Origin of the sequence: Mycetocola lacteus, assembly GCF_003667575.1 — a bacterium.
GTDB lineage: Bacteria > Actinomycetota > Actinomycetes > Actinomycetales > Microbacteriaceae > Mycetocola > Mycetocola lacteus.
Genome location: NZ_RCUY01000009.1, coordinates 118,729 through 137,609, shown reverse-complemented (window position 1 = coordinate 137,609; position 18,881 = coordinate 118,729). Strand labels below are relative to the sequence as shown.

17 protein-coding genes are annotated in these 18,881 nt (G+C 66.4%); 4 read left to right on the top strand and 13 right to left on the bottom strand.

Going from position 1 to position 18,881, the window contains the following annotated elements:
• Nucleotides 1–64: 64 nt before the first annotated feature.
• Entirely contained in the window at nucleotides 65–2,020 is a 1,956-nt protein-coding gene (dxs, locus tag D9V34_RS09830; RefSeq protein ID WP_121688661.1) for a 1-deoxy-D-xylulose-5-phosphate synthase, read from the top strand.
• 100 nt (nucleotides 2,021–2,120) lie between these two features.
• On the opposite strand, the gene D9V34_RS09825 is transcribed toward dxs, so the two are convergent.
• The 9 genes from D9V34_RS09825 to D9V34_RS09785 all read right to left on the bottom strand — a co-directional run bounded on the left by D9V34_RS09825 (nucleotide 2,121) and on the right by D9V34_RS09785 (nucleotide 13,008).
• On the bottom strand, nucleotides 2,121–3,101 hold the full coding sequence (locus D9V34_RS09825; protein ID WP_121688660.1) for an ABC transporter substrate-binding protein: 981 nt from the start codon (nucleotides 3,099–3,101) through the stop codon (nucleotides 2,121–2,123).
• Nucleotides 3,102–3,113: 12 nt separating this feature from the next.
• Complete coding sequence (locus tag D9V34_RS09820) at nucleotides 3,114–3,968, bottom strand: amino acid ABC transporter ATP-binding protein (protein ID WP_121688659.1); 855 nt, start codon at nucleotides 3,966–3,968, stop codon at nucleotides 3,114–3,116.
• Nucleotides 3,965–4,978, bottom strand: coding sequence for an amino acid ABC transporter permease (locus tag D9V34_RS09815; RefSeq protein ID WP_121688658.1), 1,014 nt, complete (start codon nucleotides 4,976–4,978; stop codon nucleotides 3,965–3,967). The genes D9V34_RS09820 and D9V34_RS09815 overlap by 4 nt, the downstream gene beginning before the upstream one ends.
• A 28-nt stretch (nucleotides 4,979–5,006) precedes the next feature.
• Nucleotides 5,007–6,323, bottom strand: a complete 1,317-nt coding sequence (locus D9V34_RS09810) for an LLM class flavin-dependent oxidoreductase (RefSeq protein ID WP_245991989.1) — start codon at nucleotides 6,321–6,323, stop codon at nucleotides 5,007–5,009.
• Nucleotides 6,316–7,371, bottom strand: a complete 1,056-nt coding sequence (locus D9V34_RS09805) for an LLM class flavin-dependent oxidoreductase (protein WP_121688657.1) — start codon at nucleotides 7,369–7,371, stop codon at nucleotides 6,316–6,318. The genes D9V34_RS09810 and D9V34_RS09805 overlap by 8 nt, the downstream gene beginning before the upstream one ends.
• Nucleotides 7,372–7,551: 180 nt before the next feature.
• A complete protein-coding gene (locus D9V34_RS09800; RefSeq protein WP_121688656.1) occupies nucleotides 7,552–9,684 on the bottom strand; it encodes a 3-hydroxyacyl-CoA dehydrogenase NAD-binding domain-containing protein in 2,133 nt (710 codons plus the stop codon).
• A 3-nt stretch (nucleotides 9,685–9,687) separates the two neighbouring features.
• Nucleotides 9,688–10,884, bottom strand: a complete 1,197-nt coding sequence (locus tag D9V34_RS09795; protein WP_121688655.1) for a thiolase family protein — start codon at nucleotides 10,882–10,884, stop codon at nucleotides 9,688–9,690.
• A gap of 74 nt (nucleotides 10,885–10,958) precedes the next feature.
• The gene (locus tag D9V34_RS09790; RefSeq protein WP_425454451.1) at nucleotides 10,959–12,182 is read right to left on the bottom strand and encodes an HRDC domain-containing protein; all 1,224 of its coding nucleotides are present in this window, start codon (nucleotides 12,180–12,182) and stop codon (nucleotides 10,959–10,961) included.
• Between the two features lie 208 nt (nucleotides 12,183–12,390).
• The gene (locus D9V34_RS09785; protein ID WP_121688653.1) at nucleotides 12,391–13,008 is read right to left on the bottom strand and encodes a DUF3000 domain-containing protein; all 618 of its coding nucleotides are present in this window, start codon (nucleotides 13,006–13,008) and stop codon (nucleotides 12,391–12,393) included.
• A gap of 25 nt (nucleotides 13,009–13,033) precedes the next feature.
• On the opposite strand from D9V34_RS09785, the gene D9V34_RS09780 reads away from it, so the two are divergent.
• Complete coding sequence (locus tag D9V34_RS09780) at nucleotides 13,034–14,224, top strand: alpha/beta hydrolase family protein (protein WP_121688652.1); 1,191 nt, start codon at nucleotides 13,034–13,036, stop codon at nucleotides 14,222–14,224.
• A 138-nt stretch (nucleotides 14,225–14,362) separates the two neighbouring features.
• Here the strand turns inward: D9V34_RS09780 and D9V34_RS09775 are convergent, their stop codons facing one another.
• The 3 genes from D9V34_RS09775 to D9V34_RS09765 form a co-directional block, all read right to left on the bottom strand.
• A complete protein-coding gene (locus D9V34_RS09775; RefSeq protein ID WP_121688651.1) occupies nucleotides 14,363–15,082 on the bottom strand; it encodes a dihydrofolate reductase family protein in 720 nt (239 codons plus the stop codon).
• Complete coding sequence (locus tag D9V34_RS09770; RefSeq protein ID WP_121688650.1) at nucleotides 15,075–15,518, bottom strand: SufE family protein; 444 nt, start codon at nucleotides 15,516–15,518, stop codon at nucleotides 15,075–15,077. The genes D9V34_RS09775 and D9V34_RS09770 overlap by 8 nt, the downstream gene beginning before the upstream one ends.
• 99 nt (nucleotides 15,519–15,617) lie before the next feature.
• The gene (locus tag D9V34_RS09765; protein ID WP_121688649.1) at nucleotides 15,618–16,541 is read right to left on the bottom strand and encodes a sulfurtransferase; all 924 of its coding nucleotides are present in this window, start codon (nucleotides 16,539–16,541) and stop codon (nucleotides 15,618–15,620) included.
• A 195-nt stretch (nucleotides 16,542–16,736) separates the two neighbouring features.
• Here D9V34_RS09765 and zapE point away from each other — a divergent pair, with 195 nt between their 5' ends.
• A complete protein-coding gene (gene zapE / locus D9V34_RS09760; protein WP_121688648.1) occupies nucleotides 16,737–17,786 on the top strand; it encodes a cell division protein ZapE in 1,050 nt (349 codons plus the stop codon).
• A gap of 29 nt (nucleotides 17,787–17,815) precedes the next feature.
• Here zapE and D9V34_RS09755 read toward each other — a convergent pair whose 3' ends face one another.
• A complete protein-coding gene (locus tag D9V34_RS09755) occupies nucleotides 17,816–18,400 on the bottom strand; it encodes a TetR/AcrR family transcriptional regulator (RefSeq protein WP_121688647.1) in 585 nt (194 codons plus the stop codon).
• An 87-nt stretch (nucleotides 18,401–18,487) separates the two neighbouring features.
• Here D9V34_RS09755 and D9V34_RS09750 point away from each other — a divergent pair, with 87 nt between their 5' ends.
• Complete coding sequence (locus D9V34_RS09750) at nucleotides 18,488–18,880, top strand: DUF1304 domain-containing protein (RefSeq protein ID WP_121688646.1); 393 nt, start codon at nucleotides 18,488–18,490, stop codon at nucleotides 18,878–18,880.
• The last annotated feature ends 1 nt before the right edge of the window (nucleotide 18,881 follow it).

The window sequence follows — 18,881 nt, the reverse complement described above, 5'->3', positions numbered from 1 at the left end:
GCCTCGGACGCTGTCCGATCCACGAGTCCGCGCCCCCGCGCAGGCAGACAGCGAAGGAGTACCCATGTCGATTCTTGAGAAGATTTCATCCCCCCGTGACCTGGATGGTTTGACCGAGTCGCAGCTCAAGGTGCTGGCCCTGGAAATCCGCGAGTTCCTGATCAATAAGGTTGCGCTCACCGGGGGACACCTGGGACCGAACCTCGGGGTGGTGGAGCTGACCCTGGCGATCCACCGCGTCTTCGACTCTCCGAACGATCCCATCGTGTTTGATACCGGACACCAGTCCTACGTGCACAAGCTACTGACCGGCCGCCAGGACTTTAGCCACCTGCGCGAGCGTGGGGGATTGGCCGGATATCCGCAGCGCAGCGAATCCGACCACGACATCGTGGAGTCCTCACACGCCTCGAGCTCACTGAGCTGGGCCGACGGGATCTCGCGCGGATTTGCGATGACCGGACAGTCTGATCGGGCGGTTGTCGCAGTGGTGGGCGACGGCTCGCTGACCGGCGGCATGACCTGGGAAGCGCTCAACAACATGACCGACGACAACGCGCGTCGCATGGTCATCGTGGTCAACGATAACGGCCGCTCCTACGCGCCGACCATCGGCGGCATGGCACGCTACCTCAACGACGTCCGCACCCGGAAGTCCTACCGCTCGCTGCGACGCAGCAGTGAGCAGTTCTTTGCCAAGCTGGGCGCTCCCGGCCGTGCCCTCTACCGCGGCGTGCGTGGTGGCACCCACGGGTTCCTCTCCCGCGCCAGCAACAACGAGGCGCTCTACTCGAACCTCGATATTAAGTACATCGGTCCGATCGACGGACACGACCTCCACGCGATGGAGGAGGCGCTGACCCAGGCCAAGAACTACGGTGCCCCGGTCATCGTGCACGCGATCACCGAGAAGGGCCGCGGATACCAGCCCGCCCGCGACGACCAGGATGACCAGTTCCACGCCGTGGGCAAGATCGATCCCGTGACCGGCCGTGCGCTGAGCACGAGCTCGCAGCAGAGCTGGACGGGCGTCTTTAGCGACGCCCTGCTCGCCGAGGGAACCCGGAATAAGAAGGTTGTGGCGATCACGGCCGCGATGCTGCGTCCCACCGGTCTGCACGCCTTTGCCGAGCGATTCCCGACCCGGGTTCACGACGTGGGGATCGCCGAGCAGCATGCGGTGACCTCCGCGGCCGGTCTCGCCTATGCGGGTCTGCACCCGGTGGTGGCGATGTACGCGACTTTTGTAAACCGTGCGTTCGACCAGATCCTGATGGATGTGGCCCTGCACAAGGCCGGCGTCACGTTTGTGCTTGATCGGGCCGGTGTAACCGGCCCCGACGGCCCCTCTCACCACGGCATGTGGGATCTCTCGATCCTGCAGGTTGTCCCGGGTATCCGCATCGCCGCCCCGCGTGACGCGATTCGTGTGCGTGAGGAGCTGGCCGAGGCCGTGGCCGTGGATGACGCCCCGACCGTAATCCGGTTCCCCAAGGGATCGGCACCCGAGGAGATCGCCGCGCTGCGCCGTACCGAGGGCGGGGTCGATGTGCTGGCCGAGGGCGACCGTGAGGACGTCTTGATTGTCGCCGTGGGCCCGATGGCCACGATCGCGCTGGATGTGGCCGAGCGTCTGCGGGCGCAGGGCATCGGCGCGACCGTCGTGGACCCCCGCTGGGTCGTCCCGGTGAACGAAGACGTGGTGGAGTTGGCACGTCGCCACCGCCTGGTCATCACGCTCGAGGACGGTGTGCGCGTGGGCGGCATCGGTACCCGCATCCGTCAGCGTCTGCGTGAGGCCGGAGTGGACACCGCGGTAGACGAGCTGGGCCTGCCCGACCTGTTTATCGATCACGCCTCGCGTGAGCAGATCCTGACCGATGCCGGGCTGACCGGCCAGCAGATCGCCCGCGACGTGGTCGCCCAGGTACTCGGCAGCCGCATCCCGGTCGCCCGTCCGGACGGCGAGGACCCGCACCCGGCCACGAGCCCCGGCTTCGACGCGGTCACCGGCAAGTAGTGTCAGCAGAAACGAGCGTCACCGGAAACTAGCACCACCCAGGTAGCCGGCTCGGCACCCCAGAGTGTCGAGCCAGCAACCTGGGTAAGCGGTCGCGCCTCTATTCGCGCGGGAGTCCCGGCGGGTTCACCAGAGACACATCCAACCCCTCAACCTCCACCGACCAGCGCTTCAGTACCTTCGCATAGGTACCGTCGGCGATCAACGAGTTGAGGACGAGTCGGATGGGTTCGGCCAGGCCATTGCCCTTTGCGGTCACCGCCCCGATCTCGGCATTGGCCGGATAGCCGCCGTTGATCGCTCCCACCAGCTTGGTTTCCCCGGTGGTGGCGGCCCGATACGCATTGGTGGCATTGGGCCCGAGTGTGGCGTCCACCCGGCCCGAGGTGAGGGCCAGGGTGGCGGCCGCCACATCGTCAAAGTACACGGCCTCACCCGGCGGGAGTCCGGCCGCCTCATTGGCGGCAAACCACCCCAGCAGCACCTTTTCCTGATTGGTTCCGCTGCCCACCACAACCTTCTTTCCCGAGACGTCCTTGGCCTCACTGATGCGGGTGATGGCGCTGTCCTTGGCGACCGCAAAGGAGACGACGTCGTCCCGGTAGGTGGCAAAATCGAAGAGGTCTTTACGCTCCTCGGTCACGGTGATGTTTGAGGCTCCGATGTCGTATTTTCCCGACTGCACCCCGAGTGGCCAGTCGGCCCAGGACACCGATTTGGGTGCGTAGGTGAGCCCGAGCCCATCGGCGATCAGCTGGGCAAAATCGGCGTCGCTGCCCAGGATCGTCTTGTTGTCGTCCTCGGCGAGAAACAGAATCGGGGGTGTGAACGGTGCATGGGCCACGGTCAGCGTCCCGGACTTTGCGGGGGTGAATCCCGAGGCCTGGAGCGCGGCCACCGCCTCGGGAACCGGATCGATGCGGGGCCGGGCCCGCACGTTTTTTGTGGTCAGATCAAACGGGCCCGTACTGGGTGCCGATGCCCGCGGTTCGGCGGCGCATCCGGCGAGCAGGAGCCCCAGTGCGGTGAGTGCGGCACCGAGGATCAGGCCTCGGCGACGCCGTGTGGCGCGGATATTCATGATGCTTCTCCCTCATACTTGTGGTGCGTTGATGGGGGAGGCGGGTGATTCATGGTCCGATTCGGGGGTTTCGGTGGCGGTGGGGTGGCGCAGGAATGCGCGGGTACGGGCATGTGACGGATTCACCAGGACAACATCCGGCGGGCCCTGTTCGCGAATGCTCCCGTGGTCCAGGAACACCACGTGATCGGCGACCTCGCGGGCAAACCCAATCTCATGGGTGACGATGATCAGGGTGGTACCGCCGTGTGCGAGTTCACGGATAACCGCGAGCACCTCGCCGACCAGCTCGGGGTCTAGGGCGCTGGTTGGCTCGTCAAAGAGCAGGACGGCAGGTTCGAGTGCGAGGGCCCGGGCGATCGCGACCCGTTGCTGCTGGCCGCCGGAGAGCCGCCGCGGATACGCCTCGGCATACTCGGCCAGGCCTACCCGGGCGAGCAATTCACGCGCCCGCGCCTCGGCGGCCGGTCGGTCCGCGCGGCGCAGCGACAGCGGCGCAATGACGATATTCTCCAGCACCGTGAGGTGCGGGAACAGGTGGAAATTCTGGAATACCATGCCCACCGCGGTGCGTCGCCGCAGCACCTCGCTCTCGCGGAGCTCATACAACCGATCGCCGTGACGGGTGTAGCCAATATAGTTTCCGTCGATGGTGATCGAGCCCGCATCGATGGTTTCCAGGTGGTTGATCGCCCGTAATAGCGTGGATTTTCCCGAGCCCGAGGGCCCCACCAGTGCGATCACGGATCCGGGCTCGACCGTCAGGGACACCCCATCGAGAACCCTGCGGGTACCAAATGACTTACTCACGCCGTCGATCCGAATCCGGCCCAGACGATCGGTCGCCGCCGGCACTGCGGCGCTCATGCCCGGGCTCCCTCGGGGGTACCCGTGTGTGCGGCGGTGTCGCCGTCTCGACTCGGGCGTCGCCGAATCACCGCCCAAAGACGGGCTCCGGGTGTGGGCGGAAGGGCTCGCTGGGCACCGCGGGCAAAGCGGCGCTCGATCAGATTCTGGAGCAGGCTCAGCGCCGTGGTGAACACCGTGTACCAGATCACCGCCACCAAAAGCAGCGGGATCACCAGCTGATTGCGGTTATAGATGACCTGGACCGTGTAAAACAGCTCGGGAATCGCCAGCACAAAAACAACCGAGGTCCCCTTGAGAAGCCCGATCACCTCGTTGAACGCGTTGGGGATGATCGCCGGGGCCGCCTGGGGCAGCACGATGCGGAAGAACCGGGTGTGCCGGGGAAGACCAAGCGCGGCCGACGCCTCGAACTGCCCGCGATCCACCGAGAGGATTCCGGCCCGAATGATCTCGGCCGAGTAGGCGGCCTGATGCAGGGAGAGCCCGAGAACTGCGGCCGCACCGGCGGAGATGAGCTGATTGGTATTAAACTCGACGATCCAGAAGTCGTAGGTGAAGGGCCACCCGAGCCCAATCGTGGAGAACAGATATCCGAGGTTGTACCAGATGACCAGTTGCACAACGAGCGGTATGGACCGAAAGAACCAGATGAAACCCCAGGCGAATGACCGCAGCAGCGGGGAAGCCGAGAGCCTGGCGAGGGCGAGGAGCGCACCCAGTACAAACCCCAGCACCGCGGAAACCGCGGTCAGCCAGAGCGTGAGCCACAGGCCGTTGATGATCGAGGGCGCGAACAGATAGTCGGCCACGGTGTCCCACCGCCAGCGCGGATTCGAGAACAGTGTCCAGACCAGCTGCGCAACAGCGAAGACAACGAGAAATCCGAAGACCCAGCGCCAGGGATGCCGCAGCGGCACCACCCGGAGGGGAGTGGCCTCCCCGGATGGTGGAGTGGGATCATGATGGTTGTTGGTGGAGACGGAGGCCGCGGTGACATGTGTGGTCATGGGGTTCCTTTCGATTACCGGTACGCAGCTAATTCGCCCGAATGTCCCGGGTGAGCAACGGGGACCGGGGAAGGTCTAACACGTCGCGCAGGGTGGTGCCCTCCGGATACTCGGTGCGGTATACGCCGCGCTCCTGCAGTTCGGGGATGACCCGATCCACAAAGGTGTCGAGTCCGTGTGGCTGTAGGTGCGGGACCAGCACATATCCGTCCACCCGGCCCGAGGCCACGTCGGCGGCGATACGCTCCGCCACGGCAGCCGGGGTGCCCACCAGGGTGAAGGAGCTGATCTTCCGCGTCACCACCTCACGCAGGCTCAGCCCCTCCGCCTGAGCGTGTTCCTGCCAGTCGGCGGCGATCTTCCGACGCTCCCCGAGATGCGGTGCCTGCCCGCGCCGCAGTTCATCCTCACCGGGCTCCTCGTGCGGGAGGGGTCCGTCCGGATCGAGATTCGAGAGATCGCGCCCCCAGATACGCTCTACCGTGGCAATGGCCGTCTGTGGGGTGACCTGGGCGCGAGCAATCTCCCGCGCATTTTCCTGCGCCTCGGCTTCGGTGTCGCCCAGAGCGAAGGTTGCCGAGGGAAGGATGCGCAGATCCTCCCGGGTGCGACCAAACCGCGCCAGGCGCTCGGTGAGGTCCGCGGCCAGGCGCGCGGCGGGTTCGGGGTCGGCATGCGGAGAGAACACAACCTCGGCGTATTCGGCGGCAAACTCGCGCCCGTCGGCGGAGTCTCCGGCCTGCACGATCACCGGCGCACCCTGCGGGCCGGGGGTCACGCCTGAGACTCGGTCAAGGCGGATTTGCGCCCCGCGGAATCCGAATTCGGCACCGGGACGTGCCCGCCACAGCGCCGCGGCCGCCCGGAGAACCTCGGCAGCACGGTCGTAACGGTCGTTGCGGTCAAGATACCCACCCCGGCGGAAGTTGGCTCCGAAGAACGCCTCCGAGCTGGTGACAACGTTCCACCCGGCTCGACCGGCCGAGAGATGGTCCAGCGTGGCAAACTGCCGCGCCAGGTCGGCGGGGTCATTGAAGGTGGAGTTGACGGTCGCGACCAGGCCGATGCGCTCGGTCACGGTGGACAGAGCCGACAACAGCGGGAGCGCGGCGGGCCTGCCCACCACGTCGAGGTCATGGATCTCGCCCTTGTGCTCGCGCAACCGAAGCCCCTCGGCCAGAAACACGTAGTCGAAGAGGCCGCGCTCGGCGGTGCGCGCGAGGTGTGCAAACGAATCGAATTCCACCTGACTACCCGAGCCGGGGTCCGACCAGACCGTCGAGTGATTCACGCCGGGGAAATAACCCACCAGGTGTACCTGCCGCGCGGTGCGTGCGTTATTCACCGTGGGTACCCACCTTCGCAAGACGAGCCTCCGCAAACGCATTGCGCGCAGGCTGCAATCCGAGCAGGGCTCGCAGGCTCGGCGTTGAACGGCCGTGGGTGGGCGGAAGCCCGAGGCCCCACAGCTCGGCCAGGAGTCGGGTGTCCAGATCCGCGGGTCCGCCGGGGAGGATCGTGGGCCGTAGGAGAATTCCGGTGACCCCATCGCGGTGCCAGCGCAGGGCGCGCTCGGCAAGAGCCGAGACGGCCTCCGGCCCGGACGGCGGCACAACCTCGATCACAATCCGCGTCGCCCCGGCCTCGCGCAACGCCCGGAGGGTGTGTTCCGGGTGTGCGCCCGAGGTGGCATCGAGGATGATGGTGTCCGCATACTCGAGGGCAAAATCACGCTCCGCACGCGCCAGTCGGCCCGCCGCCTCCGCATCCGAAAGCGCGGGAACCCGAATGAACAGGGGTGGCGATCCCTGTGGCGATCGAGGGACATAGGACGGTCCCAGAATCGTGAACCGGGAACCTCGATAATCCACCCGGTGTACCCGATCCCGATCGATATAGCGCCCGGTGGCCACATCGCGAATCTCGGCGTCCTCCTCCCAGCTGTCAAACAGGAGGCGGCTCGCCGCGATAGTTTCGGAGGCATCCTCGATGTCCTCTCGCACGCCCCCAGCCCCCGCAGGGCCCGGACGCACCAGCCAGCCCGCGCGTCCACGAGAAAGGTGATCAAGTGTCTGGACTGCGGCGGCCAGATGGAACGGTTCGAGCACGCCGGTGATGACCTCGGGGACGAGCGCGATTCTCTCCGCGGCCGGTGCCAATGCGGAGGCCAGAAGTACCGGGTCCAGTCCCGGTGCCGCGCCCGCGGAGGATCCGGCGAAGAGCACCTGGTCGTATCCGCCACCCTCGGCGGCGTGCACAAGCCCGGCCCAATACGCACGGTCAAAGCGCAGGGCGGGAGCGGTGTCGGGAGGCAGCGGCCCGCCGGGATCCAGCACGATCCCCACGGTAAACGGGGTCGGGGTGGCGGGAATGGAATCGGTGCGTGCGGTCATGGGGTAACGCTAGGCCCGATTGGCCAACAAAAACGAAGGGTGAACGCGGATGACAGCACACAACCAAAGATGACGAATTCCCCTGGACGCTCGGAAGAATCCCAGCTAGGTGCGACACAAAGCCGCCCCGAACCAAACGGTCCGGGGCGGCTTGCGGTTCGCGGGCTTCTGGTTCGCGGGCTACAGCCCGCGAATCTGCGGGTCGTGGAAGCTCGCACCAAACGTGCGCGAGCTCGCCCCGACGCGGTCCAGATACGGGGTGATCCCGCCATCGATGAAGGGCCAACCGGCACCCAGGATCAGGCACAGGTCGATGTCCTCGGCGGCGTGCACCACGTCGTCCTCAAGCATCAGGTGAATCTCGGTGGCCAGGCCGTCCTGCACCCGGCGCAGGATCTCCGCCTCGGACACCGGGCTCTTGCCGCCCGAGACGAGCTTCAGAGCACCCTTATCGAATCCCTTGACCTTGCCCTTGGCGTCCCGCTCCAGCAGCGTGCCGTAGTCGGCCAGCTTGTGCAGGTTTTCCGAGCGGTAGAAGCGCTCGGGGAAGGCGTTGTGATGGGTGTCCAGCACGTGTGCCCCCACCTTGAGACCCACCAGGTCGAGCAGCGCCGAGGGTGCCATCGGCAGGCCCAGCGGGGCCAGGGCCGAGTCCACGGTCCCGAATCCGGTGCCGGCATCCACCGCGCGCATCGCCTCGCCCAGCAGGACCGCCAGCACGCGGTTGACGACGAAGCCCGGGGTATCGCGGGTGATGACAGCGTTTTTGCGCAGGTTCTTGGCCACGACCATCGCGGTGGAGAGGGTCTCATCGTTGGTCGCCGGTGCCTTGACCACCTCGATCAGCGGCATCACCGCAACCGGGTTGAAGAAGTGGAAGCCGACCAGGCGCTCGGGATGGGCGAGCTTGGCTCCGATCTTCTCCACCGAGAGCGAGGAGGTGTTGGTGGCCAGGATGGTGTCTTCGCGCACAATCTTCTCGAAGTCGGCAAACACGTTCTGCTTGATCTCCAGCTCCTCGAACACCGCCTCGATGACCCAGTCGCAGTCGGCAAACTCGGCCCGGTCGGTGGTCCCGTGGATCAGCGCGGCGAGACGGTTGGCCTCGTCGCCGGAGATGCGGCCTTTCTCAGCCAGCGCCCGGATTTCGTCGCGGATGTGGGCCACGCCCTTGTCCACCCGAGCCTGGTCGAGGTCGGTGATGACCACCGGCACCTGCAGGCGACGCACAAACAGCAGCGCGAACTGGCTGGCCATCAGGCCCGCCCCGATCACACCCACCTTGGTGATCTTCTTGGCGAGGGCCTTATCGGGGGCACCCGCGGGCCGCTTGGCGCGCTTTTGCACCAGGTTGAAGGCATAGATCGAGGCGCGGAACTGGTCGCCGGCGATCAGCGTGGTGAGCGCCTCGTCCTCGAGGGCGAAGCCCTCCTCACGCGAGACGGACTTGGCCGCCTTGATCAGGTCCAGTGCCAGATACGGGGCGACCGGCTCGGTGCCAATCTTCGACTCCAGCGTCTTGCGGGCGATGCCCAGGGCGATGTCCCACTTGGCCAGGCGCTCAAGCTTGCCCGGCACGTTCGGACGCGACGCCCTGGTGGTGCCCTCGATGACCCCGGAGGCCCAAGCGAGCGAGGACTCCAGGAACGTTGCCGACCCGAAACTCGCATCGGCGATCCCGAGCTCCAGGACCTGCGCCGGACGCAGCATTCGGTTCATCTTGAGCGGGTTCTCGATGATGACCTTGAGGGCGTTTTCGATGCCGATCAGGTTGGGCAGCAGCCAGGACCCACCCCAGCCGGGGATGAGGCCCAGGAAGACCTCGGGCAGCCCGATACCGGCCGCCGAGGTATCCACCGTGCGGTAATCGCTGTTCAGCGCGATCTCTAGTCCGCCGCCCAGGGCGAGGCCGTTGATGAAGGTGAAGGTGGGCACACCGAGGGTGTGCAGCTTGCCAAACACGTGGTGGCCGAGGCGGGGGAGCAGGCGTGCGACCTCGATGCTGTCGAGATCCCCCACCTTGGAGAGGTCGGCACCCGCGGCCAGGATGAACGGCTTACCGGTGATGGCGACGCCGGCAATCTCGCCGGCGGAGGCGCGCAGACGCAGCGCGTCCAGGCGCTCACCGAGTTCGATCAGCGTGGCCGGCCCGAACGTGTTGGGGCGGGTGTGGTCCCGGCCGTTGTCCAGGGTGATCAGGGCCAGGGTCTTGCCCGAGGCCAGTCGAACATCCTGCACAAAGCTGTGGGTAACCACCTCATCGGCGGAGGCTTCGACAAGCGGGGAAAAGTCGATGGTGGAGTAGTCGGTCATAATCTACTTCTTTCCGTTCCAGTTCGGGTTCTCCCAGATGACGGTGCCACCCTGGCCGAGTCCCACACACATCGCGGTGAGCCCAAAACGCACGCCGGGGTTCTCGGCGAACTGTGCGGCGAGCTGGATCATCAGGCGCACACCCGAGGCGGCCAGCGGGTGGCCGAGGGCGATGGCGCCGCCCCAGGCGTTGACCCGCGGATCGTCATCGCCGATGCCGTAGTGGTCCAGGAAGCTCAGCACCTGCACGGCGAAGGCCTCGTTGAGCTCAAACAGGCCGATGTCCTCGATCTTCAGGCCGGCCTTGGCCAGTGCCTTCTCGGTTGAGGGGATCGGGCCGAGGCCCATCAGCTCGGGCTCGACGCCCGCATAGGCGAAGGAGACCATCCGCATCTTCGGGGTCAACTTGAGGTCGTGGACCGCCTGGCTTCCGGCGAGCAGGCTCACCGTGGCCCCGTCGGTCAGCGGCGAGGAGTTGCCGGCGGTGACGCGGCCGTGCGGGCGGAAGGGCGTGCGCAGTGTGGCCAGGCCCTCCATCGTGGTTTCTGGACGCATGCCCTGGTCGGTGTCGGCCAGGCCCCAGCCCGCCTCACTGCGCAGCGCGATCGGGATCAGATCCGGCTGGATCTTCCCGTTGCGGTATGCCGCCTCGACCTTCTGCTGGCTGCGCAGACCGAAGTGGTCGGCGCGCTCCTTGGTCAGCTGCGGGAAGCGGTCGTGCAGGTTCTCGGCGGTGATGCCCATGTTCAGCGCGTCCGGGCTGACGATCTTCTCCGCCAAAAAGCGCGGGTTGGGGTCGGCGTTGAATCCCATCGGGTGTCGACCCATGTGCTCCACACCACCGGCGATGGCCAGATCGTAGGCACCAAAACCGACACCGGCACCGAGGGCAGTGACCGCGGTCATCGCCCCCGCACACATTCGGTCGATCGCGTAGCCGGGCACCGTAGTGGGCAGGCCCGCGAGCAGTGCCGCGGTACGACCCAGGGTCAGGCCCTGGTCGCCCTGCTGGGTGGTGGCGGCAATCGCGACGTCGTCAATGCGTTCCCCGGGGACACCGGGGTTTCGTTCAAGTAGGCCGATCATGGCCTTCACCACGAGATCATCGGCGCGGGTGTTCCAGTACATGCCCTTTTCACCGGCACGTCCGAACGGGGTTCGCGTTCCATCGACGAAATAGACGTCGTTTTTCTTGGCCACACTGCCTCCTAGAGGAATCGATTGATTCGATCCTAGGGATGACCTCGGGCGCTCAGCTACCCCTTTGATGCTTCCTACGAAACCGCGCCGTCGTCTTCCAACACAATTTGGGGGGCTTCTACAAACGCATCGGCGATTAGCTGTGAGGTTTCCTCAACCTGCCAGGGGCGTGCCCCGAGCTCGGCGAGGGCCGCGCCGACCGCCTCGGCGGTCAGCTCGGTCGGCGGCTGCCAGGCCACTCGACGCAGTAATTCCGGAGTCAGCAGGTTCTCCACCGGCATCAGAATCTCTTCGGCATGCGCCTGCACCCGCGGGCGGGTCACCCGCAGGCGGTGGTGTGCCTCGGGGTTCTTTTCGGCCCAGGCCCGGATCGGCGGAAGGGTATCGGTGTGAATGCGCAGCGGCGGCAGCTCAGTCTCGTGCTGGCCGCGCTCGATGGCCTCCCACCACGTGTTCAGCTCGGTCCGGCTGGCACGGCCAGTGAAGGCTCGCATGCCGGCGAGCTGGGCTCGGGTCTTGGGGTTGGCCTTGACCGCCGCCTGCAGGGCGGCATCGGGGACCAGGCGTCCCGGGGCCACATCCCGCCGACGCGCGAGGGTGTCGCGGGCGACCCACAGTTCGCGGGCCACGGCGAGGATCTGCCGGTTGCGCGCGCTTGGGGCACCCGACAGCTTGCGCCACGGGTCCACCTTGGGCGCGGGCGCGGGCTTGGCCAGCTCGGCGGCAAATTCCTGCCGGGCTATCTCGGTCTTATCGGCCTCGATCAACAGCTTTTCAACCTCGTCACGCAGATCCACCAGGAGCTCCACATCCAGGGCCGCATATTCCAGCCAGGACTGGGGGAGCGGACGGGTGGACCAGTCGGCGGCCGAGTGTTCCTTGGCCAGGTGAATACCCAGCAGGGACTCCACCACGGCGCCCAGACCTACCCGCGGCATGCCGAGCAGTCGGGCGGCCAGCTCGGTGTCAAAAATCTCACGTGGATCCAGGCCCACCTCGCGCAGGCAGGGGAGGTCCTGGCTTGCGGCGTGCAGCACCCATTCGGCGTCCCCGATCACGGCCTGGAGCTCATGCATTGAGCCCAGCGCGATCGGGTCGTAGAGGAACATCCCCGATCCCCGGCGGAAGACCTGGATCAGGTAGGCCCGCTGGGAGTAGCGGTAGCCCGAAGCACGCTCGGCGTCTACGGCCACTGGGCCGTGACCGGCCGCCAGCAGTTCGAGGGACGCAGCGTAGGCGCGCGGGGTGTCGATGACCTTGCGCACGGTACCCGCGGGGGCACCGTCGCTCTGAGCCAGCGCCTGGGCGGCCGCGGCCGTGGCACTCACCGACACCACGGGTGCCTGCGCGGCAGCGCCGGCCGGGGCCGACGCACGTCGGGACCGGGTGCGCGACGCAGATCCGGAGGACGCCTGTTCGACCTCGACGGTGTCGGCGGAGACGGGCTCGCTCGAAGTGGCGGACGGTGCGGTGTTTCCTGCGGGAGCCGATGCTCGTCTGCGGCGCTCAGGCACGGGGGCCTCTGCGGCGACCGATCATGGTCACTCCTTCTTCAGTCGGGGGAAGGCCCGCGAGGAGACACAGCAGGTCGCCCCAGCCTTCGACATGGGCGCCGATTTCGGCATTACTGGGCGACCAGGACGCGCGCAGCTCAAGCTGTGTGCCGTCTCCGGCACGGGCGAGCTCGCCAAAACCCGTTGATATTACCTTAGTGGCGGTGCCGCTCGCCGCGCCAAATTGGGCGTCGCGAGACTCCAGCGCATCCATCAACCAGGACCAGGCGACACCGGCCATAAATGGGTCGACACCCAGTTCGGGCTCGAGCGGTGCCTGGGCGAAACAGATCACCCGAAAGACGCCGCCCCAGGCCTCGGGGGCCGCGGGGTCGTAGAGGAGGACAAACCGGCCGGCGCCATGCTCCGAGTCCGCCGTGTGCGGAGCGTGTGCACGCCCGAGTTCGGGAGGAATCACGTCGGCAGCCAAGGCCAGAGCGTACGGCGCAAGACGCTCCGGTGCGGTAATCTCGTGGACCCGCAGTTCGGGGCGTAGGATCACACTTCGGATGGCGTCGCGTGCCCGGAGAAAGTCAGCCGGTGCGAGTCCGTCCGTTACCGAATCAGTCACGATTGCAGACTAGAGTTAGTTGGCTATGAATTCTTCACGCCGCGCCGGAGCTCGCGCGTTAATCCTGCCTGCGGCGGCTCTCGCCGCCACCACCGCCGTCGTGGCGGCCGGAATCGCCACGGTTTCGGCGATCCTGGCCCGCGAGGTGGTGACGCCTCCGGGACCTGATGCGCCCGACACCCAGGTCCTGGGAATCAACGAGATAGAGGGCACCATCGTGCTCTCCCGCACCGACTTCACGGTCCTGCCCGGACAGTACGGCATCTGGTACGGCCGTCCCGAGCGCCTGGTACGCATCGGTGAGGTGCTGGCGGTGGGGGAGCATACGGTCACCCGTGAACTGCCCGCGCAGAACCTGCGTGGCCTGGTGGGGCACGGTGGCGGACGCTTCACCGCCTGGGTCGAGGCCGACCCCACCACCGTGGCCGAGCATTGGGAAAACGTCCACATTCCGGTGGAGAACGGCGTGGCGCCCGCCTGGCTGTTCCCGGTGGAGGAGGAGAACGCACCCTGGCTGGTGGTGGTGCACGGCCGGGGCACCCGTCGCGGCGAGGGCCTGCGCGTGGTTCCCACCGCCCAGGCCGCCGGGTACAACGTGCTCCTGCTGTCCTACCGCAATGACGGCGATGCCCCCGCCAGCGCCGATGGCCGTTACGGGCTGGGCCTGACCGAATGGCACGATGTGGATGCGGCCCTGGGCTGGGTTCGCGCCCGATCGGCCGCGCGCATCGTGCTGATGGGATGGTCGATGGGTGGCGCGGTCTCGTTACAGACCGTGCTGAATGGCGAGCACGGTGCCGAGATCTCCGCGCTGCTGCTGGATTCCCCGGTGATCGACTGGGCCGAGGTTCTGGCCTTCCAGGCGCGTGAGCGTCGACTGCCCCGGCCGGTTCGGGATATCGCCGTGCACCTGCTCGGTGCCGGATGGGCGTCGCGAATCACCGGGCTGGGTGAGCCTGTCCGCATTGACCGGATGAATCTGGTCGCCCGTGCCGACGAGTTGCGCATCCCCACCCTGATCCTGCACAGTGTGGATGACGACGTGGTGCCCGCCGAGGCCTCACAGGCCCTGGCAATCGAGCGCCCGGACATTGTCACGCTGGAGGAATTCAGCGTGGCCCGGCACACCAAGCTATGGAACTTCGACCGGGATCGCTGGGAGCGCCTGGTGCATGAGTGGCTCGAGGCTCAGCACGATCCGTCCACACAGGCCTGATCCGAAACGACCCGGTGGGATTTCCCACCGGGTCGTTTCGTTCGGCCGAACACTCGGCCTGGGCTCACTCGGCCAACCGTCGCCCTGCCAACCGTCGCCCGGCCAACCGCTGCTCGGCCAACAGCCTGTGTGGCCGTGCTACTCCGCGGTGCGTGGACGGAAGCGCTGGTAGAGGGTGCCCTCATCGTCCAGCATCAGGCCGTGTAGGGTGTAGCGGGTCACCAGGTGCTCGGTTTGGCCAAACACCGGCTGCGGCGGCAGGACCACGCTGGGTGCCGCGGTCAGGAAGATCTCATCGATCGCCCCGGCGGCCAGGAAGCTGCCGGTCACGGTTGGACCACCCTCGCAGATCACCCGCTTCAGTCCGTGGTCGGCCAGGGTTGCCAGGATCTGAGCGGGGGACGGATCGGCGGCCTCGATGCCGATCACCGCGCGTACCCGACCATCCATCCGGGCGGTGACCTTGGGGACCGAGGCGCGCGGGCACAGCACGATCAGCCGATCCCGGGCACCCTCATTATCGGGCACATCGCCCAGATCGCCGCTGCGGGTCAGCACGGCGAGGGCCGCCCGACGTGGAATCGTATAGCCCTCGGCACGCAGACTCTGCGCGCCCACCAGGACCGCGTCGGCCTGGTCGCGGATAACGCTGAGAATTGTGCGATCCACCCGGTTGGAGATCGTGTCGCTGGTGCCGTCCTCGCCGGCGGCTGAGCCGTTCATGGTGGTGATCATGTTCACCGCGGTCCAGGACTCTCCGGCGAGCGCATAGCGTTCGGCGATCCACTCGCGTGCCTCGGGCAGCGCGGGATCGATGCTCTCTCCGCTGGCGGGGAGGAGCTCGGTCAGACTACTCATGCCCGGCCAGCAGTCGAATCTGACGCTGGGCACGACGAATCATTCCGGTCATCCCGGCCAGTCGAAGCGGGGAGACGGCGCGGGCCAGTCCCAGCCGCTGCGAGTAGTCCGAGGGAACGGCCAGTGCCTCCTCGACGCTCAATCCCGAGAGTCCCTGGACCAGGATGCTGGCAAAGCCGCGCGTGGTCGGCGCCTCCTGGGGTGCGGTCGCAAAGAGCTGCACCAGCCCGTAATCATCCAGTTCCACCCGAATAAACACGGGGGATTGGCATTCGGCCACGCGCTCCAGCTCCTCGGGGTGGTCGCTGTAGCGGGCGGGCAGCTCGGGAAGTTCGCGGGAAAAGTCGAGCAGCAGTTCAAGCCGCGAGTTTTCGTCAAGGTCGAGGAAGTCCTCGCTGATCTCGGCGAGCGCGGCGGGCAGCGCGTTATCGGTCATGGGACCCCATTATGCCAGCCTCTGGTGCGGCTGGCCGTGGATTTCGCCCAGAGTGAAGGGCCGCGGGAAATTCCCCGCGGCCCTACACACATCCGGTTCCTAGTGGGCGGATGCGCGGTTTCCACGCTCCGGGCGGGTGCCACGCTCGGTGCCCTGAACGATCGGAACCCGGACGGCGTTGCCCCATTCGGTCCAGGAACCGTCGTAGTTGCGGACCGCCTGGAATCCCAGCAGGTAGCGCAGCGCGAACCAGGTGTGGCTGGAGCGCTCCCCAATGCGGCAGTAGGTGATGACCGATTCGGTGGGCGCCAGGCCGAGCTCACCCCGGTAGATCGCCTCGAGCTCCTCACGGGTGAGGTAGCCCCCATCGGCCGCCACCGCCCGAGCCCAGGGGACGTTGTGCGCGGTGGGGATGTGGCCGCCACGCAGCACACCCTCCTCCGGGTAGTCGGGGTGGGTGACGCGTTCGCCGGTGTACTCCTGTGGGGAGCGGATGTCGATCAGTGGGTTGCCCAGGTGGTCGATCACGTCGTCTCGGAATGCGCGCTCGGTGCGATCATCACGTTCGATGACCGGATAGCGGGTGGCAATACGCTCCGGGGTGTCGGTGGTGATCTCGCGGCCCTCGGCGATCCACTTGTCCCGTCCGCCATCCAGCAGACGCACATCGGGGTGACCAAACAGCGTGAACACCCACAGAGCGTAGGCGGCCCACCAGTTACTCTTATCGCCGTAGATCACCACGGTGTCATCACGCGAGATGCCCTTGGCCGACAGGAGTTCGGCAAAGCCCTCGCCATCAATGTAGTCGCGCACGACCGGATCGTTGAGCTCGGTGTGCCAATCCACCTTGACGGCGCCGGGAATGTGACCAACCGCGTAGAGCAGCACGTCCTCATCGGATTCCACCACCACGAGGCCCGGTTCGCCGAGGCGATCGGCCAGCCAGGAGGTCGAGACGAGTTTGCCCGGGTGAGCGTAGTCGGCAAACTTGGGATCGGAGGTATCAAAGGCGAATGTCACGGGGTTCCCCTCGGGTTGCACCGGCAATCGCCGGTCCGGATGGTGGCTGATGGGGCGGGTTCACAGCCGACACCCCACGGGCACGAGCCTCGTGGGACTAGGCTAGGAGCCGACGCCCCACCTTTGAATGTACGCACCTTTTTGCGGCTTGTCATCAGGGTGGCGAAAGAATCCGACACACGAGGTAGCCCCCACATGACCGCAGCCCCCACGCAGCGTCGCATCAGCCTGACCGAACGCACCCCGCGCAGCGACGCGCAGGCCATTATCGCCGGGCTCACCCCGCCCCCGCAGTTCGCGCAGGCGTCGTTTGAGAACTATCGTCCCGATGCCGACTATCCCAGTCAGGCCGAGGCCGTCACGATCCTGACCGAGTTTGCCGACGCCTGGGGTGTGCAGCGCTCGGGAGGATTCTTCGGACGTAAAAAGAAGGCACCGACCGTGCAGCCGGGCATCTACCTCGACGGTGGATTCGGTGTGGGAAAAACCCACCTGCTCGCCTCGCTCTGGCACCGGGCGCCGGGTCCGCGCAAGTATTTTGGCACCTTCATCGAGTACACCTCGCTGGTGGGGGCCCTCGGATATCAGCAGGCGGTACAGGCACTCACCGGTGCCACGCTGATCTGCATCGACGAGTTTGAGCTCGATGATCCGGGTGACACGATGCTAATGACCCGCCTGCTGGGAGAGCTTGTGGCCTCGGGGACCCGGATCGCGGCCACCTCAAACACCCCGCCCGGCGCACTGGGGGAGGGCCGCTTCGCCGCGGCCGACTTCCTGCGTGAGATCCAGGCGATGTCCGCGCACTTCCGCACCCTGCGTATCGACGGAACCGACTACCGTCGCCGCGCGGTGAGCGGATCCTGCATCGTGACCGACCCGGCGAACTTCGACACCGCGCTGACCGCCGGCCTGCCGGTGGACGCCGAGGTATCGGATGACACGTTTGATGCGCTGCTGAACCACCTGCAGACGGTCCATCCCTCGCGCTATGCGGGACTGATTACCGGTCTGTCCCGGCTGGGCATTCGCGATGTCCACGAGCTCACCGATCAGACTCGCGCCCTCCAGATCGTGGCCTTCATCGACCGGGTATACGACGCCCAGGTGCCGATTGTGGCCTCCGGCATCGCGCTGGATCAGATCTTTGGTGATGGGATGCTTGAGGGTGGCTACCGCAAGAAGTACCAGCGAGCGATCTCCCGCATGATCGCACTGACCCACGCGGCCACGCCGGCCGAGTAGTCCATCGGGCCCCACCGAGGCCCCCGGTGCTATTCGACCGGCGGTGCCGCCTCGATGATCGCCGCCTCCAGCAGTGCCAGCGCGCCGTCCAGGTCCACCGGAGCCAACAGGAGTGTGCTCACGATCAGTCCGGTGATCACCGTCGCTCGATGAGTCAGCCGCGCCTGGTCTGTGGAGGAGGGCGCGTCCACGCGGAGAGCGGCGAGGATTGAGCCCTCGACGCGGCGACGATAGCCCGCGACCACGGCGGCCGCATCGGTGTCTCGCGAGCCGATTCCTGCCCCGGCGCGCACAATCATGCACCCGAACCGCGGGTCCCCGGGTTCCAGCGCCGCCAGCGACGCGGCCATGTCGCTCAGATAGCGGCGGACCCCGTCAGGACTTCCGTCGGTGAGATGCACGAGCCGTGGTTCGACGATCTCATCGAGATAGTCCTGCAGTGCCGCGTCAAACAGGCCACGCTTATTGCCGAATGCCTGATACAGACTCGACCGAGACAGGCCGGTCGCCGATTCTAAATCGCTGATCGAGGCGACGTCATAGCCGACCGCCCAGAACAGGTCGCGGGCCGCACGCACCACGGTGGCGGTATCAAATTCTCGGGAGCGGGCCATGTTTTCTCACATTCTGCAACGATCGGTTCAGAATCTATTGTACGCTAGTTTCCAGACCCCCTGTTATCTAACGTGAGGAACCCCCAAATGCTTGTTGCCGGACTCGTATTCGCGACCCTGGCCGCCGTGCTGCACTGCTACATCTTCGTGATGGAGTCGGTGCGCTGGACCGCCCCGAGCACCCGCAAGACCTTCGGGATCGAGAGTGCCGAGGTGGCCGAAATCACCAAGCCCCTCGCGTTCAACCAGGGCTTCTACAACCTGTTTCTGGCGATCACATCGCTTATCGGTCTGATCCTGGTTATCGCCGGGACTGAGACGATCGGACTGACCCTGATCATTGCCGGCATCGCTCCGATGTTTGCCGCCGCACTGGTCCTCCTGCTCTCCGACCACACCAAGGCTCGCGCGGCGATCACGCAGGGAACCCTGCCGCTGCTGGGCCTGATCTTCCTCTTTGTCGCACTCGCAACACGCTAAG